The 20,528-nt window shown below is 65.4% G+C and carries 17 protein-coding genes; 8 read left to right on the forward strand and 9 right to left on the reverse strand.

From position 1 onward, the window contains the following. Window positions 1-177 precede the first annotated feature (177 nt). The gene (locus Q1L50_RS19390; protein ID WP_300341945.1) at window positions 178-1,209 is read right to left on the reverse strand and encodes a potassium channel protein; all 1,032 of its coding nucleotides are present in this window, start codon (window positions 1,207-1,209) and stop codon (window positions 178-180) included. 519 nt (window positions 1,210-1,728) lie between these two features. On the opposite strand from Q1L50_RS19390, the gene Q1L50_RS19395 reads away from it, so the two are divergent. The 3 genes from Q1L50_RS19395 to Q1L50_RS19405 all read left to right on the forward strand — a co-directional run bounded on the left by Q1L50_RS19395 (window position 1,729) and on the right by Q1L50_RS19405 (window position 4,677). Next, window positions 1,729-2,361 carry a class I SAM-dependent methyltransferase gene (locus Q1L50_RS19395; protein WP_300341947.1) on the forward strand — a complete coding sequence of 211 codons (633 nt, stop codon included), beginning with the start codon at window positions 1,729-1,731 and terminating at the stop codon, window positions 2,359-2,361. A 64-nt stretch (window positions 2,362-2,425) separates the two neighbouring features. Continuing rightward, complete coding sequence (locus Q1L50_RS19400; RefSeq protein WP_300341949.1) at window positions 2,426-3,097, forward strand: EcsC family protein; 672 nt, start codon at window positions 2,426-2,428, stop codon at window positions 3,095-3,097. Window positions 3,098-3,165: 68 nt separating this feature from the next. After that, entirely contained in the window at window positions 3,166-4,677 is a 1,512-nt protein-coding gene (locus Q1L50_RS19405) for a sensor domain-containing diguanylate cyclase (protein ID WP_300341950.1), read from the forward strand. Between the two features lie 63 nt (window positions 4,678-4,740). Here the strand turns inward: Q1L50_RS19405 and Q1L50_RS19410 are convergent, their stop codons facing one another. The 6 genes from Q1L50_RS19410 to Q1L50_RS19435 all read right to left on the reverse strand — a co-directional run bounded on the left by Q1L50_RS19410 (window position 4,741) and on the right by Q1L50_RS19435 (window position 10,629). Continuing rightward, window positions 4,741-5,541 (reverse strand): enoyl-CoA hydratase, encoded by an 801-nt coding sequence (locus Q1L50_RS19410; RefSeq protein ID WP_300341995.1) that lies wholly within the window; start codon window positions 5,539-5,541, stop codon window positions 4,741-4,743. Window positions 5,542-5,615: 74 nt separating this feature from the next. Then, window positions 5,616-6,230, reverse strand: a complete 615-nt coding sequence (locus Q1L50_RS19415; protein ID WP_300341952.1) for an ABC-type transport auxiliary lipoprotein family protein — start codon at window positions 6,228-6,230, stop codon at window positions 5,616-5,618. Further along, window positions 6,227-7,171, reverse strand: a complete 945-nt coding sequence (locus Q1L50_RS19420; RefSeq protein ID WP_300341954.1) for an MlaD family protein — start codon at window positions 7,169-7,171, stop codon at window positions 6,227-6,229. Before Q1L50_RS19420 ends, Q1L50_RS19415 begins: the two co-directional genes overlap by 4 nt. A gap of 2 nt (window positions 7,172-7,173) precedes the next feature. Then, entirely contained in the window at window positions 7,174-7,971 is a 798-nt protein-coding gene (locus Q1L50_RS19425; RefSeq protein WP_300341956.1) for an ATP-binding cassette domain-containing protein, read from the reverse strand. After that, the gene (locus tag Q1L50_RS19430; protein ID WP_300341958.1) at window positions 7,968-9,083 is read right to left on the reverse strand and encodes an ABC transporter permease; all 1,116 of its coding nucleotides are present in this window, start codon (window positions 9,081-9,083) and stop codon (window positions 7,968-7,970) included. The genes Q1L50_RS19425 and Q1L50_RS19430 overlap by 4 nt, the downstream gene beginning before the upstream one ends. 34 nt (window positions 9,084-9,117) lie before the next feature. Further along, the gene (locus tag Q1L50_RS19435; protein WP_300341960.1) at window positions 9,118-10,629 is read right to left on the reverse strand and encodes a Ppx/GppA phosphatase family protein; all 1,512 of its coding nucleotides are present in this window, start codon (window positions 10,627-10,629) and stop codon (window positions 9,118-9,120) included. Window positions 10,630-10,840: 211 nt separating this feature from the next. Here Q1L50_RS19435 and ppk1 point away from each other — a divergent pair, with 211 nt between their 5' ends. Next, window positions 10,841-12,958 carry a polyphosphate kinase 1 gene (gene ppk1 / locus Q1L50_RS19440; RefSeq protein WP_300341962.1) on the forward strand — a complete coding sequence of 706 codons (2,118 nt, stop codon included), beginning with the start codon at window positions 10,841-10,843 and terminating at the stop codon, window positions 12,956-12,958. Window positions 12,959-13,009: 51 nt separating this feature from the next. Here the strand turns inward: ppk1 and Q1L50_RS19445 are convergent, their stop codons facing one another. Then, entirely contained in the window at window positions 13,010-15,235 is a 2,226-nt protein-coding gene (locus tag Q1L50_RS19445) for a bifunctional (p)ppGpp synthetase/guanosine-3',5'-bis(diphosphate) 3'-pyrophosphohydrolase (RefSeq protein WP_300341964.1), read from the reverse strand. Between the two features lie 66 nt (window positions 15,236-15,301). On the opposite strand from Q1L50_RS19445, the gene Q1L50_RS19450 reads away from it, so the two are divergent. The 4 genes from Q1L50_RS19450 (at window position 15,302) to Q1L50_RS19465 (ending at window position 19,022) form a co-directional block, all read left to right on the forward strand. Then, window positions 15,302-16,207, forward strand: a complete 906-nt coding sequence (locus Q1L50_RS19450; RefSeq protein WP_300341966.1) for a DMT family transporter — start codon at window positions 15,302-15,304, stop codon at window positions 16,205-16,207. Then, window positions 16,204-16,992 carry a M90 family metallopeptidase gene (locus Q1L50_RS19455; protein ID WP_300341968.1) on the forward strand — a complete coding sequence of 263 codons (789 nt, stop codon included), beginning with the start codon at window positions 16,204-16,206 and terminating at the stop codon, window positions 16,990-16,992. Before Q1L50_RS19450 ends, Q1L50_RS19455 begins: the two co-directional genes overlap by 4 nt. Before the next feature lie 77 nt (window positions 16,993-17,069). Beyond that, complete coding sequence (locus tag Q1L50_RS19460; protein ID WP_300341970.1) at window positions 17,070-17,993, forward strand: pirin family protein; 924 nt, start codon at window positions 17,070-17,072, stop codon at window positions 17,991-17,993. A 144-nt stretch (window positions 17,994-18,137) separates the two neighbouring features. Further along, the gene (locus Q1L50_RS19465) at window positions 18,138-19,022 is read left to right on the forward strand and encodes a PhzF family phenazine biosynthesis protein (protein ID WP_300341972.1); all 885 of its coding nucleotides are present in this window, start codon (window positions 18,138-18,140) and stop codon (window positions 19,020-19,022) included. Between the two features lie 190 nt (window positions 19,023-19,212). Here Q1L50_RS19465 and Q1L50_RS19470 read toward each other — a convergent pair whose 3' ends face one another. Further along, window positions 19,213-19,932, reverse strand: a complete 720-nt coding sequence (locus tag Q1L50_RS19470; RefSeq protein ID WP_300341973.1) for a PEP-CTERM sorting domain-containing protein — start codon at window positions 19,930-19,932, stop codon at window positions 19,213-19,215. Window positions 19,933-20,528: the final 596 nt, after the last annotated feature.

Below are 20,528 nucleotides of genomic sequence, written 5' to 3' on the forward strand. Positions count from 1 at the left end.
CACCTCATGCGCTTCATGCAGCAGCGCCTCGCTCCCAACGCCCCAGACACCGGCTGACTTACCCCTTCCAACAGTCCGTACCTTCACCACCCGCCACCATGGAATTTGAAATGAGAACTGCTGCCCTGCGGCCAGTGCCGACGCTGCGTGGCGCCGCCCCCGGCGCCCTGGCCGCGCCTAGGACATCTTATCAAGCAGATGGGCCTTGATCTGAGCGCGCCCGGAAGGATTGGCCATGGCAATGAGCGTCGTTCCGGCGAGGATCACGTAATCGACCTTGGGATTGAACACCCAGCCTCCGTCGGCCTCGCGCACCGCGAGAAAGACATAGTCCGGACTACGCAAGCGCAGTTCTCCGACCGGAGTCGGCGGGAAATTGGCCGGGATCGGCACCTCTTCAAGGCGGACGTTCTTGTCCGACTTGATCATCTCGTCGAGAAAACCGACGACGTGCGGACGAACCATCGCCGACGCCAGGTGGATGCCGCCGGTGAAGTCGGGAGAGAAGACGGCGTCGGCGCCGGCCTTGCGCATTTTCTCGACGTTTCGCAACTCCTGCGATCGAGCCACGATACGCAAGCCGGGATTGAGCTGCCGGGCGGTGATGATGATCATCAAATTGCGTGAATCGTCGCCCGTCACCGCGAACAGTCCTCTGGCATCCACGATATCGGCGGCCTCCAGCAGATCGTCGTCGGAGGCATCGCCCTGCAGCGAGAGCAGCCCGGGGAACTTTTCGAAGTTGGCGTCGAAACGCGCTTCTTCGACGTCGATGGCGACGAAATGACGACCGGTATTCTGCAGTTCCCCGCCGACACTGCGACCGACCCGCCCAAAACCGCAAATGATGAAATGCTGCCGCAGCTTCTGAATGCGTTTTTCCATCCGTCGTCTCCGCAGGGAGTGATCAAGGTCTTTTTCGAGGAAGAACACCGAAAGGCTGGTAAACAGGAAGGTCAGCGCCCCCAGACCGGCAATGGCGACAAAGCCCGCGAACAGACGCTCGCTGATCGAGTGCAGCGGGACAATCTCGCCGTAACCAACGGTCGAGATGGTGATCAACGTCATGTACAGCGCGTCGGACCAGTTTGCGTCGTCACCGGCGATCTGGTAGAAACCGAGCGTGCCAAGGCCGATCAACGCCCCAACGACGACTCCGGCCCACACGATACGAACGATGATGCGTTGCAATTGAGTGGCTACGCGCACGTCGGATTCGCCGAGGCGTTGCAACCGCCGCAAACGCCGGCGGGCGAGTGACCCGCTATCGGGCATGCCGGGCACAACAGGCTGAGCGGGCGCTGACGGTCATAAGCGGGGGCAGGGACTGGCAAGGGCTGGAGCACGCCACCAGAGCGTCGGCGGGGTTCGCCGAGCTGGCGAGATTCGCATATCCGCGGCGGATTGTCCAGATCGTGCACCTGCCATCGCCGCTGAGCGAATTCACGCCGCGCCGCGACCGGACGGAACGCCGCGGTGACTCCACGCGCTTCGTTCGGCACTTCTGCACCGCGCCAGTGAGCTGGCAGGCGACGAGCGACCGCCCCAGCGGGGTTGCCCGTACCATCAGCCGATGGTCCATCGGCAGCGAACGAAATCGTGCGCCTGAGAGTCTACGGCGCGATGGGCACGCCGCCATTGCCGATCGCTTGCCATCGACGCCCATGACCGGCTCGCCTCTTGCGAGCGGGGAGCCTGTCCACCACCGCCAACCACCGACGAGCACCGATGCCACTCCGTCCCGACGACCTCCAGCAAATCACGACCCGGACGCTGGACCACTACAACCAGCGTGCCGAGGACTTTCGCGAGGGTACCCGCGACCACGACGTCAGTCAGAACGTCGCCGCGCTGTTGCGCCACATCGAGGGGCCGGCGCCATACGCCATTCTCGACTTCGGCTGCGGACCGGGGCGCGATCTGAAGACCTTTGCCGCCCTCGGGCATCTGGCCATCGGCCTGGACGGCGCCCAGGCCTTTGTCGACATGGCGCGGAACGACAGCGGCTGCACGGTCTGGCGGCAGGACTTTCTCGATCTTGACCTGCCCGGCGAGCGTTTCGACGGCGTTTTCGCCAACGCCTCGCTGTTTCACGTGCCGAGCCAGGAATTGCCGCGCGTTCTTCGCCAACTGCATGCCGCCCTCAAGGCCCGCGGCGTGCTTTTTTGTTCGAACCCCCGCGGCGACAACGAAGAGGGCTGGAACGGCGGGCGCTACGGCAGCTATCACGACCTGGCCGGCTGGCGCGGCCTGATGGCCGGCAGCGGTTACCGCGAAATCGAGCACTATTTCCGTCCGGCCGGCGTGCCTTGCTCGCAGCAGTCCTGGCTGGCCAGCGTCTGGCGCAAAACAGCGGAATGACGCACCATGGCACCGTTGAGCTCGGCCCCGCTTCTTTCCGTCCACCACCGATCGTTCCCTGACCATGCCAGATAGACGCTTCTCGAAACGCCGTTTTGGCGTCAGAGCCGGCCCCCGAATCGCCGAAGCGATCCTCGATTACATCGGCCAGACGCCGGCCACCAGCGAAACGGCCCACCCCAGACCTGAACACCGGGCCCGGATGATTGCCGGAGCAACGGCCAGACACGCCGCCGTGACCACCGGCGGACTCAGTCTGCCGCCCGGTCCGCTGGGCTGGCTGACGCTCCTTCCCGAACTGCGCGCGCTCTGGCAACTGCAAACGCAGATGGTCGCCGACATCGCCGCGTGTTACGGAAAGACGCAGGACCTGGGCCGTGAAGAAATGATCTACTGCCTCTTCCGGCATACCGACGCGCAGGCCGTCCGGGACCTGGTGGCCCAGCTCGGCAGGCATTACGTCGTCCAGCGCGCCTCGCGCCCGCAGGTCCAGGCGGTCGTCCTGAAGATTGGCATGCATATCGGGCAAAGGGTCATCGGCAAGGGAATCGCGCGCTGGGTCCCGGTTGTCGGGGCGCTGGGCGCCGGCGCCTGGGCCTACTACGATACCTCCCAGGTAGCCGCCACGGCGATCGAATTTTTCAGCGGCATCATCGACGTGCAAGGCGAGGACGCGGAATGGCTGGGCGAGGACCCGGACCCTTCTGCCGCCCAACCGCCAGAAGGGTCGCGCTGAGCCCGGTCGGAAGAACGCCGCGGACGCTCGGCCAGCGGATTGCCGGGCAAGGCGAACAGGCTGCTAGAATGCCGCAGGTGTGGGCGAAAGGTCGACGGGTAGACGGCATGGTGAAAGACAGCAGCAAGAATCTTGCGGGATGGGCGAGTCCGCGCACGGTCGTCGTGCTGACGCTGCTGTTTATCGCGGCGCTGTGGACCTTCGTCGGCATCTGGGTCGTATCGGCCCGGCAGGAGCGCATCGTCGCGGCGGGCGAATCCTTGCAGCGCATGACCCATGCGGTGGAAGACCAGACGCGTCGACAGTTTCGCCTGCTCAACGTCTTCCTGGCGGCCTGTGCGCAAGCTCTGGAAGCGAACCCCGGGCGAGACCCGGGCCGCGATCCTGCTTTCCGGAAGTTGATCGAAGGATTTCAGAGCCGCACCGATTCGGCCATCGAGATCCGGCTGGTGACCACCGACGGCCACCTCGTCGACACCCTGAAAGAAGCCGCCAGCCCTCTGGCGAACGTCTCTGACAGCGACTATTTCAAGGCGGCAACCAGCGCTGCCGTGTTCATCGGCCGCCCAACGCGCGCTCAGCCGGGCGGAAACGTCGGCCTGCCAGTCGCCCTGCGGCTGGCTGCTCCCGCACACGGCATCTCGATGCTGGTCGCCGTCATCGATCCGGCGAAACTAAGCGAGATCTTGGACAAGCAACGTCGCAAGCCAGGCGGATCGATCACTCTGCTGCGGACTGACGGCACCGTCCTGGCGGTGACGCCCGACGACCCGCAACGGCTCGGCCAAAATGTTGCGGGCGGTGTGCTGGCCAGCGAGCTGCCGGCGCCGCGCTTGAGCAACGTGGTCCTGCTCGAGGACACCACCGGCACGCCGCGACGACAGCTCACCAGCTATGGGTCGGTCGCCGACTTCCCCCTGGTGGTCACTGTCTCGGCGGACTACGACGAGGTGCTCGCCCCATGGCTGAAGCAGACCGTGTGGGTGTTGCTGCTGGCCCTGGGCATCAGCCTGCCACTGGTGGTCGTCGCCTATCGATCGCTGCACCTGCTGCAGGCACTGGCCAATCGCGACGCGGAGTTGCAGCATCTGGCAACGACCGACTGGCTGACCGGCGTCAGCAACCGGCGCCACTTCGTTGAGTCGCTCAAGGAAGAAGTCGCCCGCGCGCATCGCGCCCACTCGCCGTTGACCGTTCTGTTGGTCGATATCGATTTCTTCACCCGGATCAGCGACGGCTACGGCCATGCCGTTGGCGACCAGGTGCTGGTCGCCTTCGCCGAGGTGGCGAAGGAAGGTCTTCGCGGCAGTGATCTGCTCGGCAGACTCGACGCCGGGGAATTCGCGATGCTGCTGCCCGATACCGACGTCAGCGAGGCGGTGGTGCTCGCCGAACGGCTGCGGGCAGGAATCGCCGACATTGCCATCGCCACCGACAACGGCACCGTCCAGTTCACCGCCAGCGTTGGCGCCAGCCAGGCGAAGGACACCGACCAGTCCTTTGACGAGGTCCTGAAACGTGCCGCCAAGGCACTGCACGACGCCAAGGCCGGCGGGCACGATCAGCTGGTGGTGATCTGACCGGCCCTGGCCAGCTGACGGCCGCAGCCGGGTCAGACGGCAGACCCGGCGCCCGCCCCGAGACTACCGGCCCAGCCACTCGACCTTGCGTTTGCCGATGAAAGCGTCGATCCCTGCCGCGGCGTCTTCGGTCATCATGTTACAGGCCATTACTTCGCTGGCATACTGGTAAGCGCCTTCGAGGCCCATTTCGAGCTGCCTGTAGAACATCTGCTTGCCCATCGCGATAGCCACCGACGACTTGGCAACGATCGACCCGGCAAGTTTGTCGATCTCGGCATCGAGCGCGTCGCTGGCGACAACGCGATTGACCAGTCCCTGTTGCAGCGCCGTTTGCGCGTCGATGAAATCACCGGTCAGCAACATTTCCAGCGCCTGCTTGCGGCCGAGGTTGCGCGACAGGCCAACGCCGGGCGTCGCGCAGAACAGCCCGACGTTGATCCCCGAGGTGGCGAAGCGCGCACCGTCGGCCGCCACCGCCAGGTCGCACATCGACACCAGCTGACAACCGGCTGCGGTGGCGATGCCGTGCACGCGCGCGATCACCGGTTGCGGCATCTGGGTGATGGTCATCATCATCTTGCCGCAGCGCCTGAACAGATCCTGCATGAACGCCTTGTCGTGGTTGGCGCGCATCTCCTTGAGGTCGTGGCCGGCGCAGAAGGCCTTGCCGGCGCCGGCCACGACCAGCACGCGAACCGCCGGATCCAGCGCGATCGCGTCGAGTTCCGCCTGCAGCGCGGCGATCATCGCCTGCGACAGCGCGTTGAACTGCTGCGCCCGGTTCAGCGTCAGCATCACGATGCCCTCGCGATCGGTGCGAACCAGATACGGTTCGTCCAGATTCGGCGTCGGCGTGCTCATCGGGGTTCCCATTGCTTTCTCCTTGAGATGGTCTTGAGATGATTGAATACCGCGGCGTTGGCCGGCAGCGCCGCTCAGCGCGCGGCAATCGTCAGGCAGCTTTTCAGCGTGCCACTTTTCTCCAGCTCGTTCAACCAGGCGGCGATTTGCCGGCCAAGTTCTTCGCTGGCCGAAACCAGCGCCCGGACCCCGCCACGGGCGTCGGCGCTGGCCGCCGCCTGCTCGATCGCAAACGCTCGCTCGGCGACCACCCGGTGCCGCCCGTCGAGGACGCTGGCGGTACCTTGCAGCACGCCACGGCTGCTTTGCGGCGTATCGAAGGACTGCGCGAACTCCTGCAGATCGAGACGCAGCAGGCAGGTGACCGCGGTGTGGCCGCTGCTGCCTACCACCCCCAGTTGCTGCCGCAGGCGTTGCGCGAGCAACAGCGCTGGCGCTCCCGCCCAGCGACTGCCGGCGTAGCCGCGCAACTTCAGGGGGTCGTCGTAGAGCAGACGATACTCGATGCTCAGAGAATCGAACCAGTACGGCGCGCGGATCTCGAGCGCCAGCTTCGACCAGCGGCCATCGGCAATCAGGCGCTGGACTGGCAGGCCGAAGTCGTACACCTCGGACGGCGGCGAACTGCGCGGGCCACCCGCGCAAGCCGCGAGCAAACCCAGTACCAGCAACATCGACAGCTTTTTCATCGCGATCCCTCGCTGCTTGGCGGCGCGGCAAAACCGGCCTCGCCGGGTCCCGGGGCAGGTTTCGGCGAACCGAAAACGATGCTTTGTGGTGACTCCTCGAGCATCTGCAGCACCCGCTGGAGCTGCCGCGAATTGGCCGACAGCTCGCTGCCGAGCTCGTTGAGGCGCGGCGCCAGCGCACCGATGCCGCTCGGCGACGGGTCGCCGATCATCAGGTCGACCTTGTCGCTGACCGCCTGCAGGCGAACGATCAGCGCCCGCGCCTCGACCATCAGCGGCGTCGCCTCGGCCGCCGCCCGCTCGCTGCGGGCCAGCGTGGCGCGCAGCAGGCGGACGTTTTCCGGAAGCAGCGCCAGCAGCTCCCGAACCTGACCAATGGCCTGGTTGGCGTTGCCGGTGGTCGCTTCGAGGTTGACCAGAATTCCTGCGAAGTGCTGCAGGTTGTCATCGTTCAGCAGCTTGTTGGCCTTGATCAGGAAATCTCTCGCCTGCCGCAAGGTGGCACCGCCAGCGTCCGACAACTCCTCGATCAGCGAGGGCTGCATCTTGATCCGCGAAGCGTCACCGTCATCGCCAGCCAGTGGCGTCGGATCGTCGCCGGTCTCTTCAAGCAGGATGTGGGCGATGCCCGTAACCCCCTGATAACCCATCTTGGCGGTGGTCCCGCGCGTGACCGGCACCGCATCGTCGACGCTGATCCTGATCAGGATGTTGCGCAGATCGGCAGGGTCCAGCTCGATGGCCTGCACCTTGCCCACCCGGATGCCGCGATATCGGACCTGTCCCTGCAAGCTCAGGCCGGTTACATTCTGCCGCGTGACCACCGTGTACTCCCGGGTCAATTCGTGCTTGCCGCCGAACCACCACGCGGAGAGGATCGCCGCGGTGCCGAGCAGCAGCGTGAACAGCCCGGCCATCAGGGCATGCGAACGGTTCTCCATGGCTAGATCGCCTTCTGTCGGATCGCCGCCGCAGCACGCCCCGAACCGAAAAAAGTGTGAATGAAGGGATGATCGACGGCCAGTACTTCGGCGACCGTTCCGCAGGCGATTATCTTCTGGTCGGCGAGCACCGCCAGACGCGTCGCCAGCCCTGCCAGGGTATCCAGATCGTGCGTCACCATCACCACCGTGAACCCGAGTTCCTGCTGCAACAGCTTGATCAGCTGCACGAAGTTCTCGGCCAGGTCAGGGTCGAGACCGGCGGTCGGCTCGTCGAGGACCAGCAGCTCGGGTTCCAGCGACAGCGCCCGCGCCAGCGCCACCCGCTTGACCATGCCGCCGGACAGCTCGGCGGGCATCAGGCTGCCGTGGCGTGGCTCCAGCTCGACCATAGCGAGCTTGAGCAACACCAGGTCACGGATCATCGCCTCGTCGAGTGTGCGCAGTTCGCGCAGCGGGAAGGCAATATTGTCGAAGACCGAGAACGCCGAGAACAGCGCTCCCTGCTGGAAGAGCATCCCGAAGCGGCGGCGAACCGCGCGCATGCGCCGCGGATCGGCGTCGAGGATCGCCTGCCCGAACAGCTTGACGGTCCCCGCACTCGGCGCCAGCAGGCCGACGATCGCTCGCAGCAGGGTCGTCTTGCCGCTCCCCGAACCGCCGACCAGACCGAGCATCTGCCCGGCCGCCACGTCCAGATCGATGTCGCGGTGAATCACCACGTCGCCGAAGCGGGTGCACAGGCCGCGAATCTCGATCACCGTCGCCGCTGTCCGGCCGGCGTCCGGCGGCGCGATCAAAGCGGAATCCCGACATTGCGGGTGAGGATCGCAGCGACCGCATCGACCAGGATCGCCACGGTGATCGAGGTGACCACCGAAGTTGTTGTCTGCGCCGAAAGACTTTCGGTGTTCGGCTTGACCCGGAGACCAAAATGGCAGGCGATCAAGGCGATCAGGAAGCCAAAAGCGACCCCCTTGCTCATCCCGATCCACAGATTGCTGACCGGGACCACCTTCGGCAGCGTATCGATGAAGAAGCCGTACGACAGGTCCATCTGCAGATTGGCCGAAACCATCCCACCGACTATCCCGGCAGCCGAACACCAGACCACCAGCAAGGGCATCGCCACCGACAGCGCGACGACCTTGGGCAAGACCAGACGCTGGCTGCGCGACACACCCATCGTCGCCAGGGCGTCGATTTCCTCGGTGACCCGCATGACGCCGATTTGCGCGGTCATCGCCGAACCCGAACGGCCAGCGACCAGAACCGCCACCAGCACCGGCCCCAGCTCACGCACGATGCTAATCCCCAGCAGATTGACGATGAACACATCGGCGCCGAAGGTCGACAGCTGCAAAGCCGAGAGGTAGGAGAGAACGACGCCGATCAGAAAACCGATCAGGGCGGTCACCGGCAGCGCCTGCGCACCGCTCTTGAAGAGGTTGGCCGAAAACTCGCGCCAGGGAATATCGCCGGGATGCCGGCACAGATGCGCCAGGTCGAGGAGCAGCTGACCAAGCAGGGCCACCAACCCGAGCAGGTTGCTGACCGCCGCCAGCGCCAGGCCGCCGATCGTCAGCAGAACCGCCAGGCGCTTCGGCGAACGGACCGGCTGACCGTCGCCGGGGACTCGCCCGACGCGCTCGATGAGCGAGTGGTGACCGGGAGAAATCGCCAGCGACGCCGGCCACTGCCGGCCCCAGGCGCGCCACAGCAGGATGCCGCCGGCGCTGTCCATGCGGGCGATCGCTTGCAGATCCCATTGCGGATTGCCGGCCGCCAGCTCGCGCAAGCGCAGTTCGAGAGTGGAGATCGGCTGCGGCATCGTCGCCAGCGTCCAGTCGCCGGCAAGCAGAACCTGCTCGCTGCTGGCCTGCCTGACGGTGGCGATGCTGGCCGCGGTCATCGTCCCCTCACCCGGCGCACTCCGCGCCACCCGCTCACGGCGCCACCATCTCGCCGGGCAGACGCCTGACCTGCACGTTGATCCCGACTCGGCGCCACAACTGCGTCTCGTCGCCCAGCGCTGCGGCAGTCATCGGACAAGCGTCCAGCCAGGCAGCCGGAATGGCGAGTTCGAAGCCCACCGGCGACTCCTTGACCGACCAGCTCGGCAACGGCTGGTCATCGCGCGAACGATGCGCCAGGACCGCCAGGCGGAGGCAGAAGACCAGCCGCCAGTTCGGATCGCCGGCGGGCATCGCCGCCAGCTTCTGCAGTTTGCCGCGCTGGCCAAGGATCAGCAGCGCCAGGCGCGCCTGGTCGCGCTTGGAGAAACCCGGCATGTCGGCGTTGCCGACGAGGTACGCGCCATGCTTGTGAAAACCGGTATGCGCCACCGAAACGCCGATCTCGTGCAGCGACACCGCCCAGCGCAGAAAGTGCACGTCGTTCTCGTGCTCCGGCGAATCGAGCGTGATCAACTGCCCGAGCAACATCAGCGCGGTACGTTCGACGCGCACGACCTGCGCCCGCTCGATCTGATAGCGGCGCTTGAACTCGACGACCGTCTCGTCGCGCGTATCGTGATGCTCGAAGCGCCCGAGCAGGTCGTAGAGGACGCCCAGCGGCAGCGCGCCGTCGGAGTACGTCATGTGTTCGATGGCCAGCTCGGAGAATACCGCCGACATGATCGCGATGGCGCCGGGAAGGATGGGCAGGCGGTCGCCGCGCAGGCCTTTGAGCTTCAGCGCCTCGGCCGAGCCCGCACGGATCAGCAGTTGGCGCAGCCTTGCCAGACCTTCGCGGCTGATGCCGCTGCCGCTATCGGGATTCAGCTCGTTGCTTTCCAGCACACCGGCGATTTCCTGCGCCGAACCCGACGAGCCAACCGCCTCTTGCCAGCCGCAGCGCTGGTAGTCGGCGACCATCGACTCGATCTCGCGCGCCGCCGAAACGCCAGCCGCGCGGAAGCTCTTCTTGTCGACCCGCCCGTCCGGAAAGAAGCGCTGACGATAACTGATGCCGCCCATGAACAGCGACTCCATCAGCAGCGGCTCGGTACCCTCGCCGATGATCAGCTCGGTCGAGCCACCGCCGATGTCCACCACCAGACGCCGGTGGGCAGCGGCCGGCAGCGCGTTGGCCGCGCCGATGAAGATCAGGCGGGCCTCCTCGCGGCCACCGATGATCTCGATCGGGAAACCCAGCGCCGCCTCGGCCTGCGGCAGAATGATGCGGGCATTCCTGGCGACGCGCATCGCGTCGGTGGTCACCGCCCGCACCGTTTCCGGCGCGAAGCCGCGCAGCCGCTCGCCAAAGCGCCGCAAGGCGTCGATCGCACGCTGTTGCGAGGCATGATCGAGCATTTTTTCCCGGGTCAGGCCAGAACCCAGGCGAACCGGCTCTTTCAGCGTATCGAGTGGATGGATCCGATCGCCAACGACGCGCCCGACTTGCAGCCGAAAGCTGTTGGAGCCCAGGTCGACGCCAGCAATCAGTTCGTAACTCATGCCCGTTCTCTTCTGGCCGCGCGGATTGTTTGCACGCTTGCCATCTTACCACCACTCGCCATAGCGCCATCGATCGGCCGGGCGCGGCAAACTGCCGGCTCATTGCCGAGAAAAACGCCGTCCGATCGACCCGTTAGCTGACGATGGCTGTAATATGTTTGCCTTCAATCGCACGCCTGCCCGGCCCCCAAAATTCTCACGGAAGGAACCCATGAACATCGCTGCCACGACCACCGAGACCCCCGTCCAGAAAGCCTCCGCCGGCTTCCCGGCGGACTACTTCCAGAATCGCGAGATGGGTCTGATCGCCTTCAATCGGCGTGTGCTGTGGCAGGCCAAGAACCCCAAGACACCGCTACTCGAACGCTTGCGCTTTCTGTGCATCGTCAGCAGCAACCTCGACGAGTTCTTCGAGATCCGGGTGGCTGGCGTCAAGGAGCAACTCAAGCTCGGATCGGTGGCGATCACCACCGACGGCAAGACCGCCCGTGAAGTCTATCGCCTGGTCGGCGACGAGGCGCATGCGCTGGTCAAGGAGCAGTACGCGCTGCTCAACGAGGAGATCCTGCCGGCGCTCGCCGCCGAGGGCATTCGTTTCGCCAAGCGCGGCGACTGGAGCGCCAAGCAACGCGAGTGGATCAGCGCCTTCTTCTTCCGGGAAGTGATGCCGGTGCTGACCCCGATCGGCCTTGATCCGTCGCATCCTTTCCCGCGGGTGCTCAACAAGAGCCTCAATTTCGCAGTCGAACTCGAAGGCCGCGATGCCTTCGGCCGCAGTTCGAACGCAGCCATCGTGCAGGCGCCGCGGGTTCTGCCGCGCGTCATCCGCCTGCCGCGGGAGCTTTGCGACAACGAATACTGTTTCGTTTTCCTCTCTTCGGTCCTGCATGAGTTCGTCCACGAACTGTTTGCCGGAATGAGGGTTCTCGGCTGCTACCAGTTCCGCGTCACCCGCAACAGCAACCTGTTCGTCGACGAAGAGGCGGTCAAGAACCTGCGCGCCAAGATTCAGGGCGAATTGCCACAGCGACACTTCGGCGACGCGGTCCGGCTCGAAGTCGCCAACAACTGCTCGGAGGCGATGACCGAGTTCCTGCTCGGACAGTTCAGCCTGACCGAGCGCGATCTCTACCGCGTCGCCGGTCCGGTCAACCTGGTTCGCCTGATGCAGGTTCCCGACTGGGTGGAGCGCGACGGACTGAAATTCCAGCCCTTCAAGCCGGGGACGCCGAAGGCGCTGCAGAAGTGCAGCAGCGTCTTCGACTGCATCCGTTCCGGCGACATCCTGCTGCACCATCCCTACCAGAGCTTCGATCCGGTAATCGAGTGGCTCGAACAGTCGGCGACCGACCCGCAGGTGGTGGCGATCAAGATGACCGTCTACCGCACCGGCACCGACTCGGTGTTGATGCAGTCGCTGATCCGCGCGGCGCAGAACGGCAAGGAAGTGACCGTGGTCGTCGAGCTGATGGCGCGCTTCGACGAGGAAGCCAACATCGGCTGGGCGACCAAGCTCGAAGAAGTCGGCGCGCACGTCATCTACGGCGTCGTCGGTTACAAGACGCACGCCAAGATGCTGATGATCGTCCGCCGCGAGGAAGGCAAGCACGGCAGCGTGCTGCGTCGCTACGTGCACCTGGGGACCGGCAACTATCACCCGAAAACCGCCCGCCTGTACTCCGACTTCGGCCTGCTCACCTGCAACGAGGAGATCGGCGCCGACACCAACGAGGTCTTCAAGCAGCTCACCGGCCTGGGTCGCGCGCAGACCCTGACGCATCTTTGGCAGGCACCGTTCACGCTGCAGCCGAATGTCGTCGCCGGGATTCGTGCCGAAGCCGAGGCCGCACGCGCCGGCAAGCGCTCGCGGATCATCGCCAAGATGAATTCGCTGCTTGAACCGGAAACCATCGCCGCGCTCTACGAAGCGTCGCAGGCCGGCGTCAAGGTCGACCTGATCGTTCGCGGCGTCTGCGGCTTGCGCGCCGGAGTCAAGGACCTCTCGGAGAACATCACCGTCCGCTCGATCATTGGCCGGCAGCTCGAACACCATCGGGTGTTCTATTTCTACGCCGACGGCGAGGAGAAGGTGTATCTGTCAAGCGCCGACTGGATGGAACGTAATTTCTTCCGGCGCATCGAGCTGGCGTTTCCGGTACTCGACCGCAAGCTCAAGCACCGGGTGATTGCCGAGGGGTTGCAGATCTATCTGACCGACAATGTACTGTCCTGGGAACTCGCACCCGACGGCACCTACCACCAGCGGCGCGCGTCGCGCGGCAGCCCGCACGCATCGCAAAGCGACTTGATCGCGCTGCTCCAGTCCTGACCCGACAACGCGGCAGCCGCTGGCTCGCGCTGGCGGCGGCGGCACCGGGCTTCAGGCGCGGCGGGCGCCGACCACGCCCTCGACGCCGTGCAGCAAGCTTAGCGTGCGAGCAAGCTGCGGAATGCTGCCGACTTCGGCGGTAAAGCGCATGTGCGCATTGCCCAGCCTGGACTGCGTGTTGACCGCGATGACATTGATTTTTTCACGGGCGAGAACGTCCGAGACGTCGCGCAGCAGCCCCTGACGGTCGTAAGCGTCGATCACGATGTCGACCGCGAAAATGCCTTCGGCGCCGCCACCCCAGGTCGTTTCGATCACTCGCTCGGGATGCATCGCCCGCATGTTGGCGAAGTTGCTGCAGTCCGCGCGATGCACCGAAACGCCTCTGCCGCGGGTGACGAAACCGAGAATCGGGTCGGGCGGTACCGGTTTGCAGCAGCCCGCGAGCTGGGTCAGCAAACGGTCGATGCCGACGATCAGGATGCCCTTCTCGGCCTGATCGCTGGGCCGCTGCCTGGACACCGGCAAGGCGCTGACTTCTTCCTCTTCGGGCAGCGTCTCGCTGCCACGCACCGCGATCTGCAACTGGCGCATGTTCAGCGTCGCGCGGGCGACGGCGATGAACATGTCGTCGCTGCGCGCGAAACCTAGCCTGGCCGACAGATCGTCGAGCGCGATGCCGGCGTAGCCCAGCCGCTGGATTTCGCGGCTGACGACGGCACGCCCATCGGCGAGCATGTCCTCGAGCGCCAGACTGGCGAACCACTGCCGGACCTTGGCCCGCGAGCGATGGGTAAACAGGTAGCCCAGCGCCGGGTTGAGCCAGTCGCGCGACGGCCCGCCGTGCTTGGCGAGAACGATCTCGACGCGCTGTCCGGTCTTCAGCTGCGTATTCAGCGGTACCAGCGCCCCGTCGACCTTGGCGCCGCGGCAACGATGGCCGATGTCGGTGTGCACCCGGTAGGCGAAGTCCACCGGCGTCGCGCCGCGCGGCAGATCGACCACACGGCCCTGCGGGGTCAGGATATAGACCGTCTCGTCGAAGGCCGCCTGCTTGTAGTGCCTGACCCAGTCCGACGAATCGACCGCCTCGTCGCGCCAGGTCAGCAGCTGCCGCAACCAGGCGATCTTCTCGTCGTAGCGGTCTTCCGGCGCGGCCTTGCTGCCTTCCTTGTAGCGCCAGTGCGCGGCCACCCCCAGTTCGGCGTGACCGTGCATCTCGCGAGTCCGGATCTGCACCTCGAGGGCGCGCCCGTCCGGGCAATGCACGGCGGTGTGCAACGAACGGTAGTCGTTGCCTTTCGGGTGGGCAATATAGTCGTCGAATTCGCTGGCGATCGGCGACCAGACGTGGTGCACGATGCCTAGCGCGGTGTAGCAATCCTTGACCTGCTCGACGATCACCCGCAGGGCGCGGATGTCGTAGACCTCGGCGAAGGCGACGTCCTTCTTGCGCATCTTGTTCCAGATGCTGTAGATGTGTTTCGGGCGGCCGTAGATCTCGGCGTCGGCGACACCGGCGGCCGCCAGTTCGCGCTTCAGGAGGGCCACCGCCTCGGTGATGAACTGCTCACGCTCGGTACGCTTCTCGTCGAGGTGCTGGGCGATATCCTTGTAGATCGCCGGATGCATGAAGCGAAAGGAAAGGTCCTCGAGCTCCCATTTGAGCTCCCAGACGCCGAGCCGGTTGGCCAGCGGCGAATACAGCTCGAGCGTTTCGCGCGCCACCGCCACCCGCAGCGGGTCGGGCTCGTTCGCGTAGTAGCGCAGCGTCTGCGTCCGCGAGGCCAGACGCAGCAGGACCACGCGGATGTCCTCGACCATCGCCAGCAGCATCTTGCGCAGCACTTCGATCTGCGCCTTGATCTCCTGCGGCTTCTTGTCGCTGCTGTCGGCGGCGTGGGCGACAAAACCGCGGGTGATCGGCCGCACGCGGTTCAGCCGCGAAATCCCGTCGACCAGGTGCGCGACGCTGCGGCCGAAATCCTTCTCGATCAGCGCCAGGCCATGCTCCTGCTGCGCGGGTACCGCGAAAAGCAACGCCGCCAGGCGCGAATCGGCGTCGAGCTTGAGCCCGGCGACGATTAGCGCCATCCCCAGCGCGTGCCCCCAGACTTCCTCGCCGCTGCCCAGCAGGCGATCGCCATAGAACGACCGGGCGAAATCGACAGCCCGCCGCAGTCGCTGACCGTCGACCGCCGACAAGCCATCGCCCAGGCTGTGCCATGAGTCTTCGAAGTCGCCCAGCGCGGCGACCGAGTGGGTAACGGAAACCATTGGCCCATTATAAGGGCCGCTGCGGCGCATCAGGCATAATGCGCCTTTGCCAGCCAGCCGCCGCCGATGGTCGCCCGCCTGCAACACCCCTATCTGCTGCTCGCCCTGACCGTCCTCTTCTGGTCCGGGAACATGGTCCTCGGCCGCGCCATCCGCGAGCAGGTGCCGCCGCTGTCGCTGGCCTTCTGGCGCTGGGCGATCGCCCTGGCGCTGGTGCTGCCGCTCGCCCTGCCGCACCTGCGCGCGCAGTGGCCGCTGCTGCGGCGCGGCTGGAGACCGGTGCTGATCCTCGGCCTGCTGGGCGTCGCCGGCTACAACACGCTGGCCTACGTGGCGCTGACCTACACCGCCGCGACCAACGCCGTGCTGCTCAACTCGTTCATCCCGATCGCCACCATTGCCCTGTCGTGGGCCTTCCTGAAGAAGCACCTGCGCGGGATCGAATGGCTGGGCGTCCTGCTCTCGTTCATCGGCGTGACGACGATCATCTGCCGCGGCGACCCGCAGACGCTGGCCCGGCTCAGCCTGAACATCGGCGACCTGTGGATGCTGGCGGCGGTATTCACCTGGGCGCTGTACACCATCGGACTGCAGTGGCGGCCGGTCGGCGTCGACCCGATGCTGCTGCTCGCCGCGTTCACCGTCGTCGGCCTGCTCGCCCTCGCCCCGGCCTACGCCTGGGAGGTCGCGCAGGGCAGGACCATCCACGTCTCGGCCAGTTCGCTCGCCGGCATCGCCTATACCGGCGTCTTTCCGGGCTTTCTCGGCTACGTCTTCTACAACCGCGCGGTCGGCGAGGTCGGCGCCAGCAAGGCCAGCCTGTTCATCCACCTGATGCCGGTGTTCGGCACCATCCTGGCGGCGATCTTCCTTGCCGAGGTCCCGCAAGGCTACCACTACCTGGGGATCGCGCTGATCTTCAGCGGCATCTACCTGACCACCGCCGCCCCTCGACAGGTCAAGTCGTCATGATCAGAAAACTGCTCGGCTGGCTGCGCAAGCAGCCGGAAACCGCCCCTATCCCCGATCCCCTGTGGCGGAGCATCGTTGCCACGTTGCCCTTTCTCGGCGCTCTCGACGCCGCCGAGCTGACCCGGCTGCGCGCGCTGGCCGAGGACTTCCTCGCCGAGAAGGAGTTCACCACCGCCGGCGGGCTCGAACTGAGCAACGAGATCTGCGTCTCGATCGCCGTGCAGGGTTGCCTGCCGATCCTCAATCTGGGCCTCGACTACTATCGCGGCTGGGTCGGGATCGTCGTCTATCCCGACGAGTTCGTCATCCCGCGCAGCGTCGAGGACGAATTCGGCGTTGTCCACGAGTACCAGGAACTGGCCTCGGGCGAAGCCTGGGAAGGCGGTCCGCTGCTGATCTCCTGGCGCGACGCGCAGATGGCCGGCGCCGGCTACAACGTCGTCATCCACGAGTTCGCGCACAAGCTGGACATGCTCAGCGGTGAAGCGAACGGCATCCCGGCGCTGCCGCCGGAGATCTCGCGCGCCGACTGGCAGCGCGTGCTGCACGCCAGTTACGAGGATTTCTGCGGCCAGGTCGACGAGGCCGAGGCCGGCGGCCAGGAAACGCTGTTCGACCCCTACGCGGCGGAGAACCCGGGCGAGTTCTTCGCGGTCATCAGCGAAGCATTCTTCGAATCACCCGGCCTCCTGCGCGCGCAATACCCGACGCTCTACGAGCAATTCGCCGCCTTCTACCGGCAGGATCCAGCGGCGCGGCGCTTGCCAGCGAGCGAGTTGCAGTAGGCCCGGGAGCACGGTCGGCGCCGCGGCTACGCCACGTTCGTCAGCGCAAGCTGACCACTTTTGACAGGAGGCGACCAATGAGCAATCGTACTACGCAAGTGGAGCAGGACTGTGCCGTGCAGCAGGGCTGCGGCGCGATCGAACTGATCATCGAGCCGCGCGACAAGGATCTCGGCGGTTTCTCGGTGCGCCGGACCTTGCCGACCGCGCAGCGCAAGATGGTCGGGCCGTGGATTTTCTTCGATCACATGGGGCCGGCAGAATTTCCCGCCGGTCAGGGAATCAACGTCCGACCACACCCGCACGTCAATATCGCGACCGTCACCTATCTCTTCGAGGGCGAGATCCTGCATCGCGATTCGCTCGGCAGCGTGCAGGCGATCCGGCCGGGCGACATCAACCTGATGGTCGCCGGCAGCGGTATCGCGCACTCGGAACGCGAGCGCCCGGAAGTGACCGCGGTGGCGCACCGTGTGCACGGCCTGCAGCTGTGGCTGGCTCTGCCCGAGCGCGACGAGGAGACCGACGCCGCTTTCCATCATTATCCGGCGGCCGACATCCCCGCGCTCACCGTCGACGGCGTCGCGCTGCGGGTGATGATGGGCAGCGCGTTTGGCGTCGCCTCGCCGGTCAAGGTCTTTGCCGACACGCTGTACGTCGAGGCGCAGCTGCACGCCGGCCAGCGCATCGCCCTGCCGAGCGCCGACGAACGCGCCGTCTATGTCGCCCAGGGCAACTTGAAAGTCGGCGACACGGCGATCTCCGAACACGCCATGGCGGTCTTCGCCGATGTCGCCGGCGTCGTCCTGGAAGCGACCAGCGAATCGCGAATCGCGATCATCGGTGGCCAGCACCTCGGCCAGCGCTTCATCGAATGGAACTTCGTTTCCAGCCGCAAGGAGCGCATCGAGCAGGCCAAGCGCGATTGGCAGGAGGGGCGCTTTGCCAAGGTTCCCGGTGACGAAATCGAGTTCATCCCCTTGCCCGAGGAGAACGTCTAACCCGGCCCGGCGGCGATGATCGGCAGCTCGAACAGGCCAACGCCTGGCGCTGGAACGGTCCCCGCAGCCGGGCGGCTCCGAGCCATTGATCGCACCAGGTCCGCGGCAGACCCCCAGCACGACAACACTTTCGCGAGCTGAGAATTGATCATCACGCGTCCGACCGTCCACCACGTCGACGTCTTCGCAACCGGCCCACTGACCGGCAACGGGCTCGGCGTGTTCCTCGACACCGAGTACTGGCCGGCAGCGGCGATGCAGCGCCTGACCCGGGAGATGCGGCAGTTCGAATCCGTTTTCCTGTCCGAGGTCGAGGCGCGCGGCGCGACAGCGCGGGTATTCACCGTAGACGAAGAACTGCCCTTCGCCGGCCATCCCGTTCTGGGCGCCGCCGCCGTTCTGCATCGCACCCGGGCGGCCAGTATTGAATCGTGTTCCTGGACGCTGAAACTGCCGCACGGCCACATCAGCGTCAAGACCAGGAATCTGGGTAATTGCTACCGCTGCGAGATGGACCAGGGCTTGCCGCTATTCGGCGGCGCTGTTGCAGCAGCGGCGCTACACCCGATCCTGAGCAGCCTTGGGCTGAATGTAGCCGACATGGTCGCTGGCCTCACCGCGCAAGTCGTGTCGACCGGCCTGCCCTACCTGATCGTCCCGCTTCGCCCGGAAGCTCTGGCACGCGCGGCAATCAGCGGCCTGGCGCTCGAAGCGTTGCTGGCAACCGTCGGCGCCAAGTTTGTCCTGTTGCTCGACGTCGACGGCCGGGAAATGAGAACCTGGGACAACCTCGGGCAGGTCGAGGACGTCGCCACCGGCAGCGCCGCCGGCCCTGCCGCCACCTATCTGTGCAGCGTCGGCCTGGTTCAGGCAGCCGTGCCGATCGACCTTGCCCAAGGCCGCTTTGCCGGTCGTCCGAGCCGGATTGCTGTCGTCCAGGACCCGGCAGGCCGTCTGCTGGTCAGCGGCGAAGTCTGGCCGGTCAGTCACGGCGTCCTCGATTTCGATCCGCGAGCGATCGAGCCCTGATCGGCAGACCGCTCGGCCACCTGTCCGCCGCGTTTTGACCAGTTCCCGGGGGACTCGACAGCCGCGTCCCGCACCGTTGGCGAATCGCTGCAGCGTCGTTTTTGTGGAGACGACAAATGGCTAACGCGCAGCAGCGAAAGACGGCAGCCCAAAGCCGCCGTCGCGTATCCGCCGAGCCGCCTGACGCAGATCAGGCTTTATTGCGCCGCCGCATTGCGCCAAGGCCGGCCAATGCCAATCCCGCCAGCGCCAGGCTTGCCGGTTCCGGAACAGTCGGGGTCGCAGCCACCGCTATCCGGAAGACCAACCACTCGTCATGATTGAATCCGGGCGTTGTCGGATCCGGATCACCGTTACTGCTGTACCACACCCAGCGAGCGGCGGCGTCGATACCGGATATCGTACCCCAGGGCGCTGCCCCGTTAGCGGGACCGGCGGTCAGCCCGACCCATCCGAGCGACGCGTTGCCGCCACCGTTTGCGTCGAGGATCTCGTTCGTCAGCAAGGTCAGGTCGGCCACGCTCCCCGTATATGGAGCACCGACGTTGCCAAGCCCGGTGGCCATCACTTGCCATTGCGGATCGTTGCTGTAGAACTTGTATCCGCTATCAAGATTCTCGAACTGCCCGAGGAAGCCCTGCGCCACCGAGATATCCGAAGCGGTGACGACATAGATAAAGTCGCCGGCCGGCAGGTTGAAGGTGTAGGACTCCGACGAGGGCCAGCTGAAGTCACTGCCCACGAAGGTGGTCGCTGCCGTCTGCGTGCCGTAGAACAGCGCGTAGGAATTATCGACAGTGATGCCGACTTTGATATTGATTGCCTGCGCCGGCAGGCTTACTGCCGCCAGTGACAGCCCCATCGCCCAGAACAGCGGCAGGAAGTTCCCGGTTAACCGCGCCTTGCCCATCTCGTCACCTCCAAAATCAATGTTAGAAAATAAAACCTGACGTTCATTGCCTAGCGGCGTCAGGCCCCGGATTCGCCATGTGGGAGTACCAGCAATCTTCGTGCCATACTCATACCACGTTGCTTTAATTGCACTTACAAATAATCACCAAGAGCGAAGTGTAAGCGTTTCCGACATTTTTTCGGATCGCTCAGCACTTGGGAGTCAGCAAGGTCTTGGCGGTAATCGTTCACTCCCCCCGCGGAGAAAAAAGGGCAGGACTTTCTTCTTGTCCATGAGACTTGCGCTTCCGGCCTCGTACAGGCACGAGGAAGGACCTGACTCGACGCTTGCGCCGCCGCCATTCTTCATCGCACCCGGGCGGCCAGCGTTGAATCGTGTTCCTGGACGCTGAAACCGCCACACGGCCACATCAGCGTCAACACCAGGAATCTGGGTAACCACCAGCGCTGCGAGATGGACCATGGCTTCCCGCTGTTTGGCGGCGCCGTTCCACCGGCCGCGCTGCACCCGATCCTGAGCAGCCTGGGGAGGAATGAAGTGGACATCGTCGCTGGCTTCACCGCGCAAGTCGCGTCGACCCGCCGGCCCCGCCG

This window comes from Accumulibacter sp. (assembly GCF_029255145.1).
In the GTDB taxonomy this organism is placed as follows: Bacteria; Pseudomonadota; Gammaproteobacteria; order Burkholderiales; family Rhodocyclaceae; genus Accumulibacter.

Excerpts from the sequence above, each read along its gene's own strand:
- Q1L50_RS19435 (WP_300341960.1), bottom strand. The coding sequence starts at position 10,629 with ATGAGTTACGAACTGATTGCTGGCGTCGACCTGGGCTCCAACAGCTTT.
- Q1L50_RS19420 (WP_300341954.1), bottom strand. The coding sequence starts at position 7,171 with ATGGAGAACCGTTCGCATGCCCTGATGGCCGGGCTGTTCACGCTGCTG.
- Q1L50_RS19455 (WP_300341968.1), top strand. The coding sequence starts at position 16,204 with ATGATCAGAAAACTGCTCGGCTGGCTGCGCAAGCAGCCGGAAACCGCC.
- Q1L50_RS19430 (WP_300341958.1), bottom strand. The coding sequence starts at position 9,083 with ATGACCGCGGCCAGCATCGCCACCGTCAGGCAGGCCAGCAGCGAGCAG.
- Q1L50_RS19400 (WP_300341949.1), top strand. The coding sequence starts at position 2,426 with ATGCCAGATAGACGCTTCTCGAAACGCCGTTTTGGCGTCAGAGCCGGC.
- Q1L50_RS19445 (WP_300341964.1), bottom strand. The coding sequence starts at position 15,235 with ATGGTTTCCGTTACCCACTCGGTCGCCGCGCTGGGCGACTTCGAAGAC.
- Q1L50_RS19395 (WP_300341947.1), top strand. The coding sequence starts at position 1,729 with ATGCCACTCCGTCCCGACGACCTCCAGCAAATCACGACCCGGACGCTG.
- Q1L50_RS19415 (WP_300341952.1), bottom strand. The coding sequence starts at position 6,230 with ATGAAAAAGCTGTCGATGTTGCTGGTACTGGGTTTGCTCGCGGCTTGC.
- ppk1 (WP_300341962.1), top strand. The coding sequence starts at position 10,841 with ATGAACATCGCTGCCACGACCACCGAGACCCCCGTCCAGAAAGCCTCC.
- Q1L50_RS19405 (WP_300341950.1), top strand. The coding sequence starts at position 3,166 with ATGCCGCAGGTGTGGGCGAAAGGTCGACGGGTAGACGGCATGGTGAAA.
- Q1L50_RS19410 (WP_300341995.1), bottom strand. The coding sequence starts at position 5,541 with ATGAGCACGCCGACGCCGAATCTGGACGAACCGTATCTGGTTCGCACC.
- Q1L50_RS19470 (WP_300341973.1), bottom strand. The coding sequence starts at position 19,932 with ATGGGCAAGGCGCGGTTAACCGGGAACTTCCTGCCGCTGTTCTGGGCG.
- Q1L50_RS19460 (WP_300341970.1), top strand. The coding sequence starts at position 17,070 with ATGAGCAATCGTACTACGCAAGTGGAGCAGGACTGTGCCGTGCAGCAG.
- Q1L50_RS19450 (WP_300341966.1), top strand. The coding sequence starts at position 15,302 with ATGGTCGCCCGCCTGCAACACCCCTATCTGCTGCTCGCCCTGACCGTC.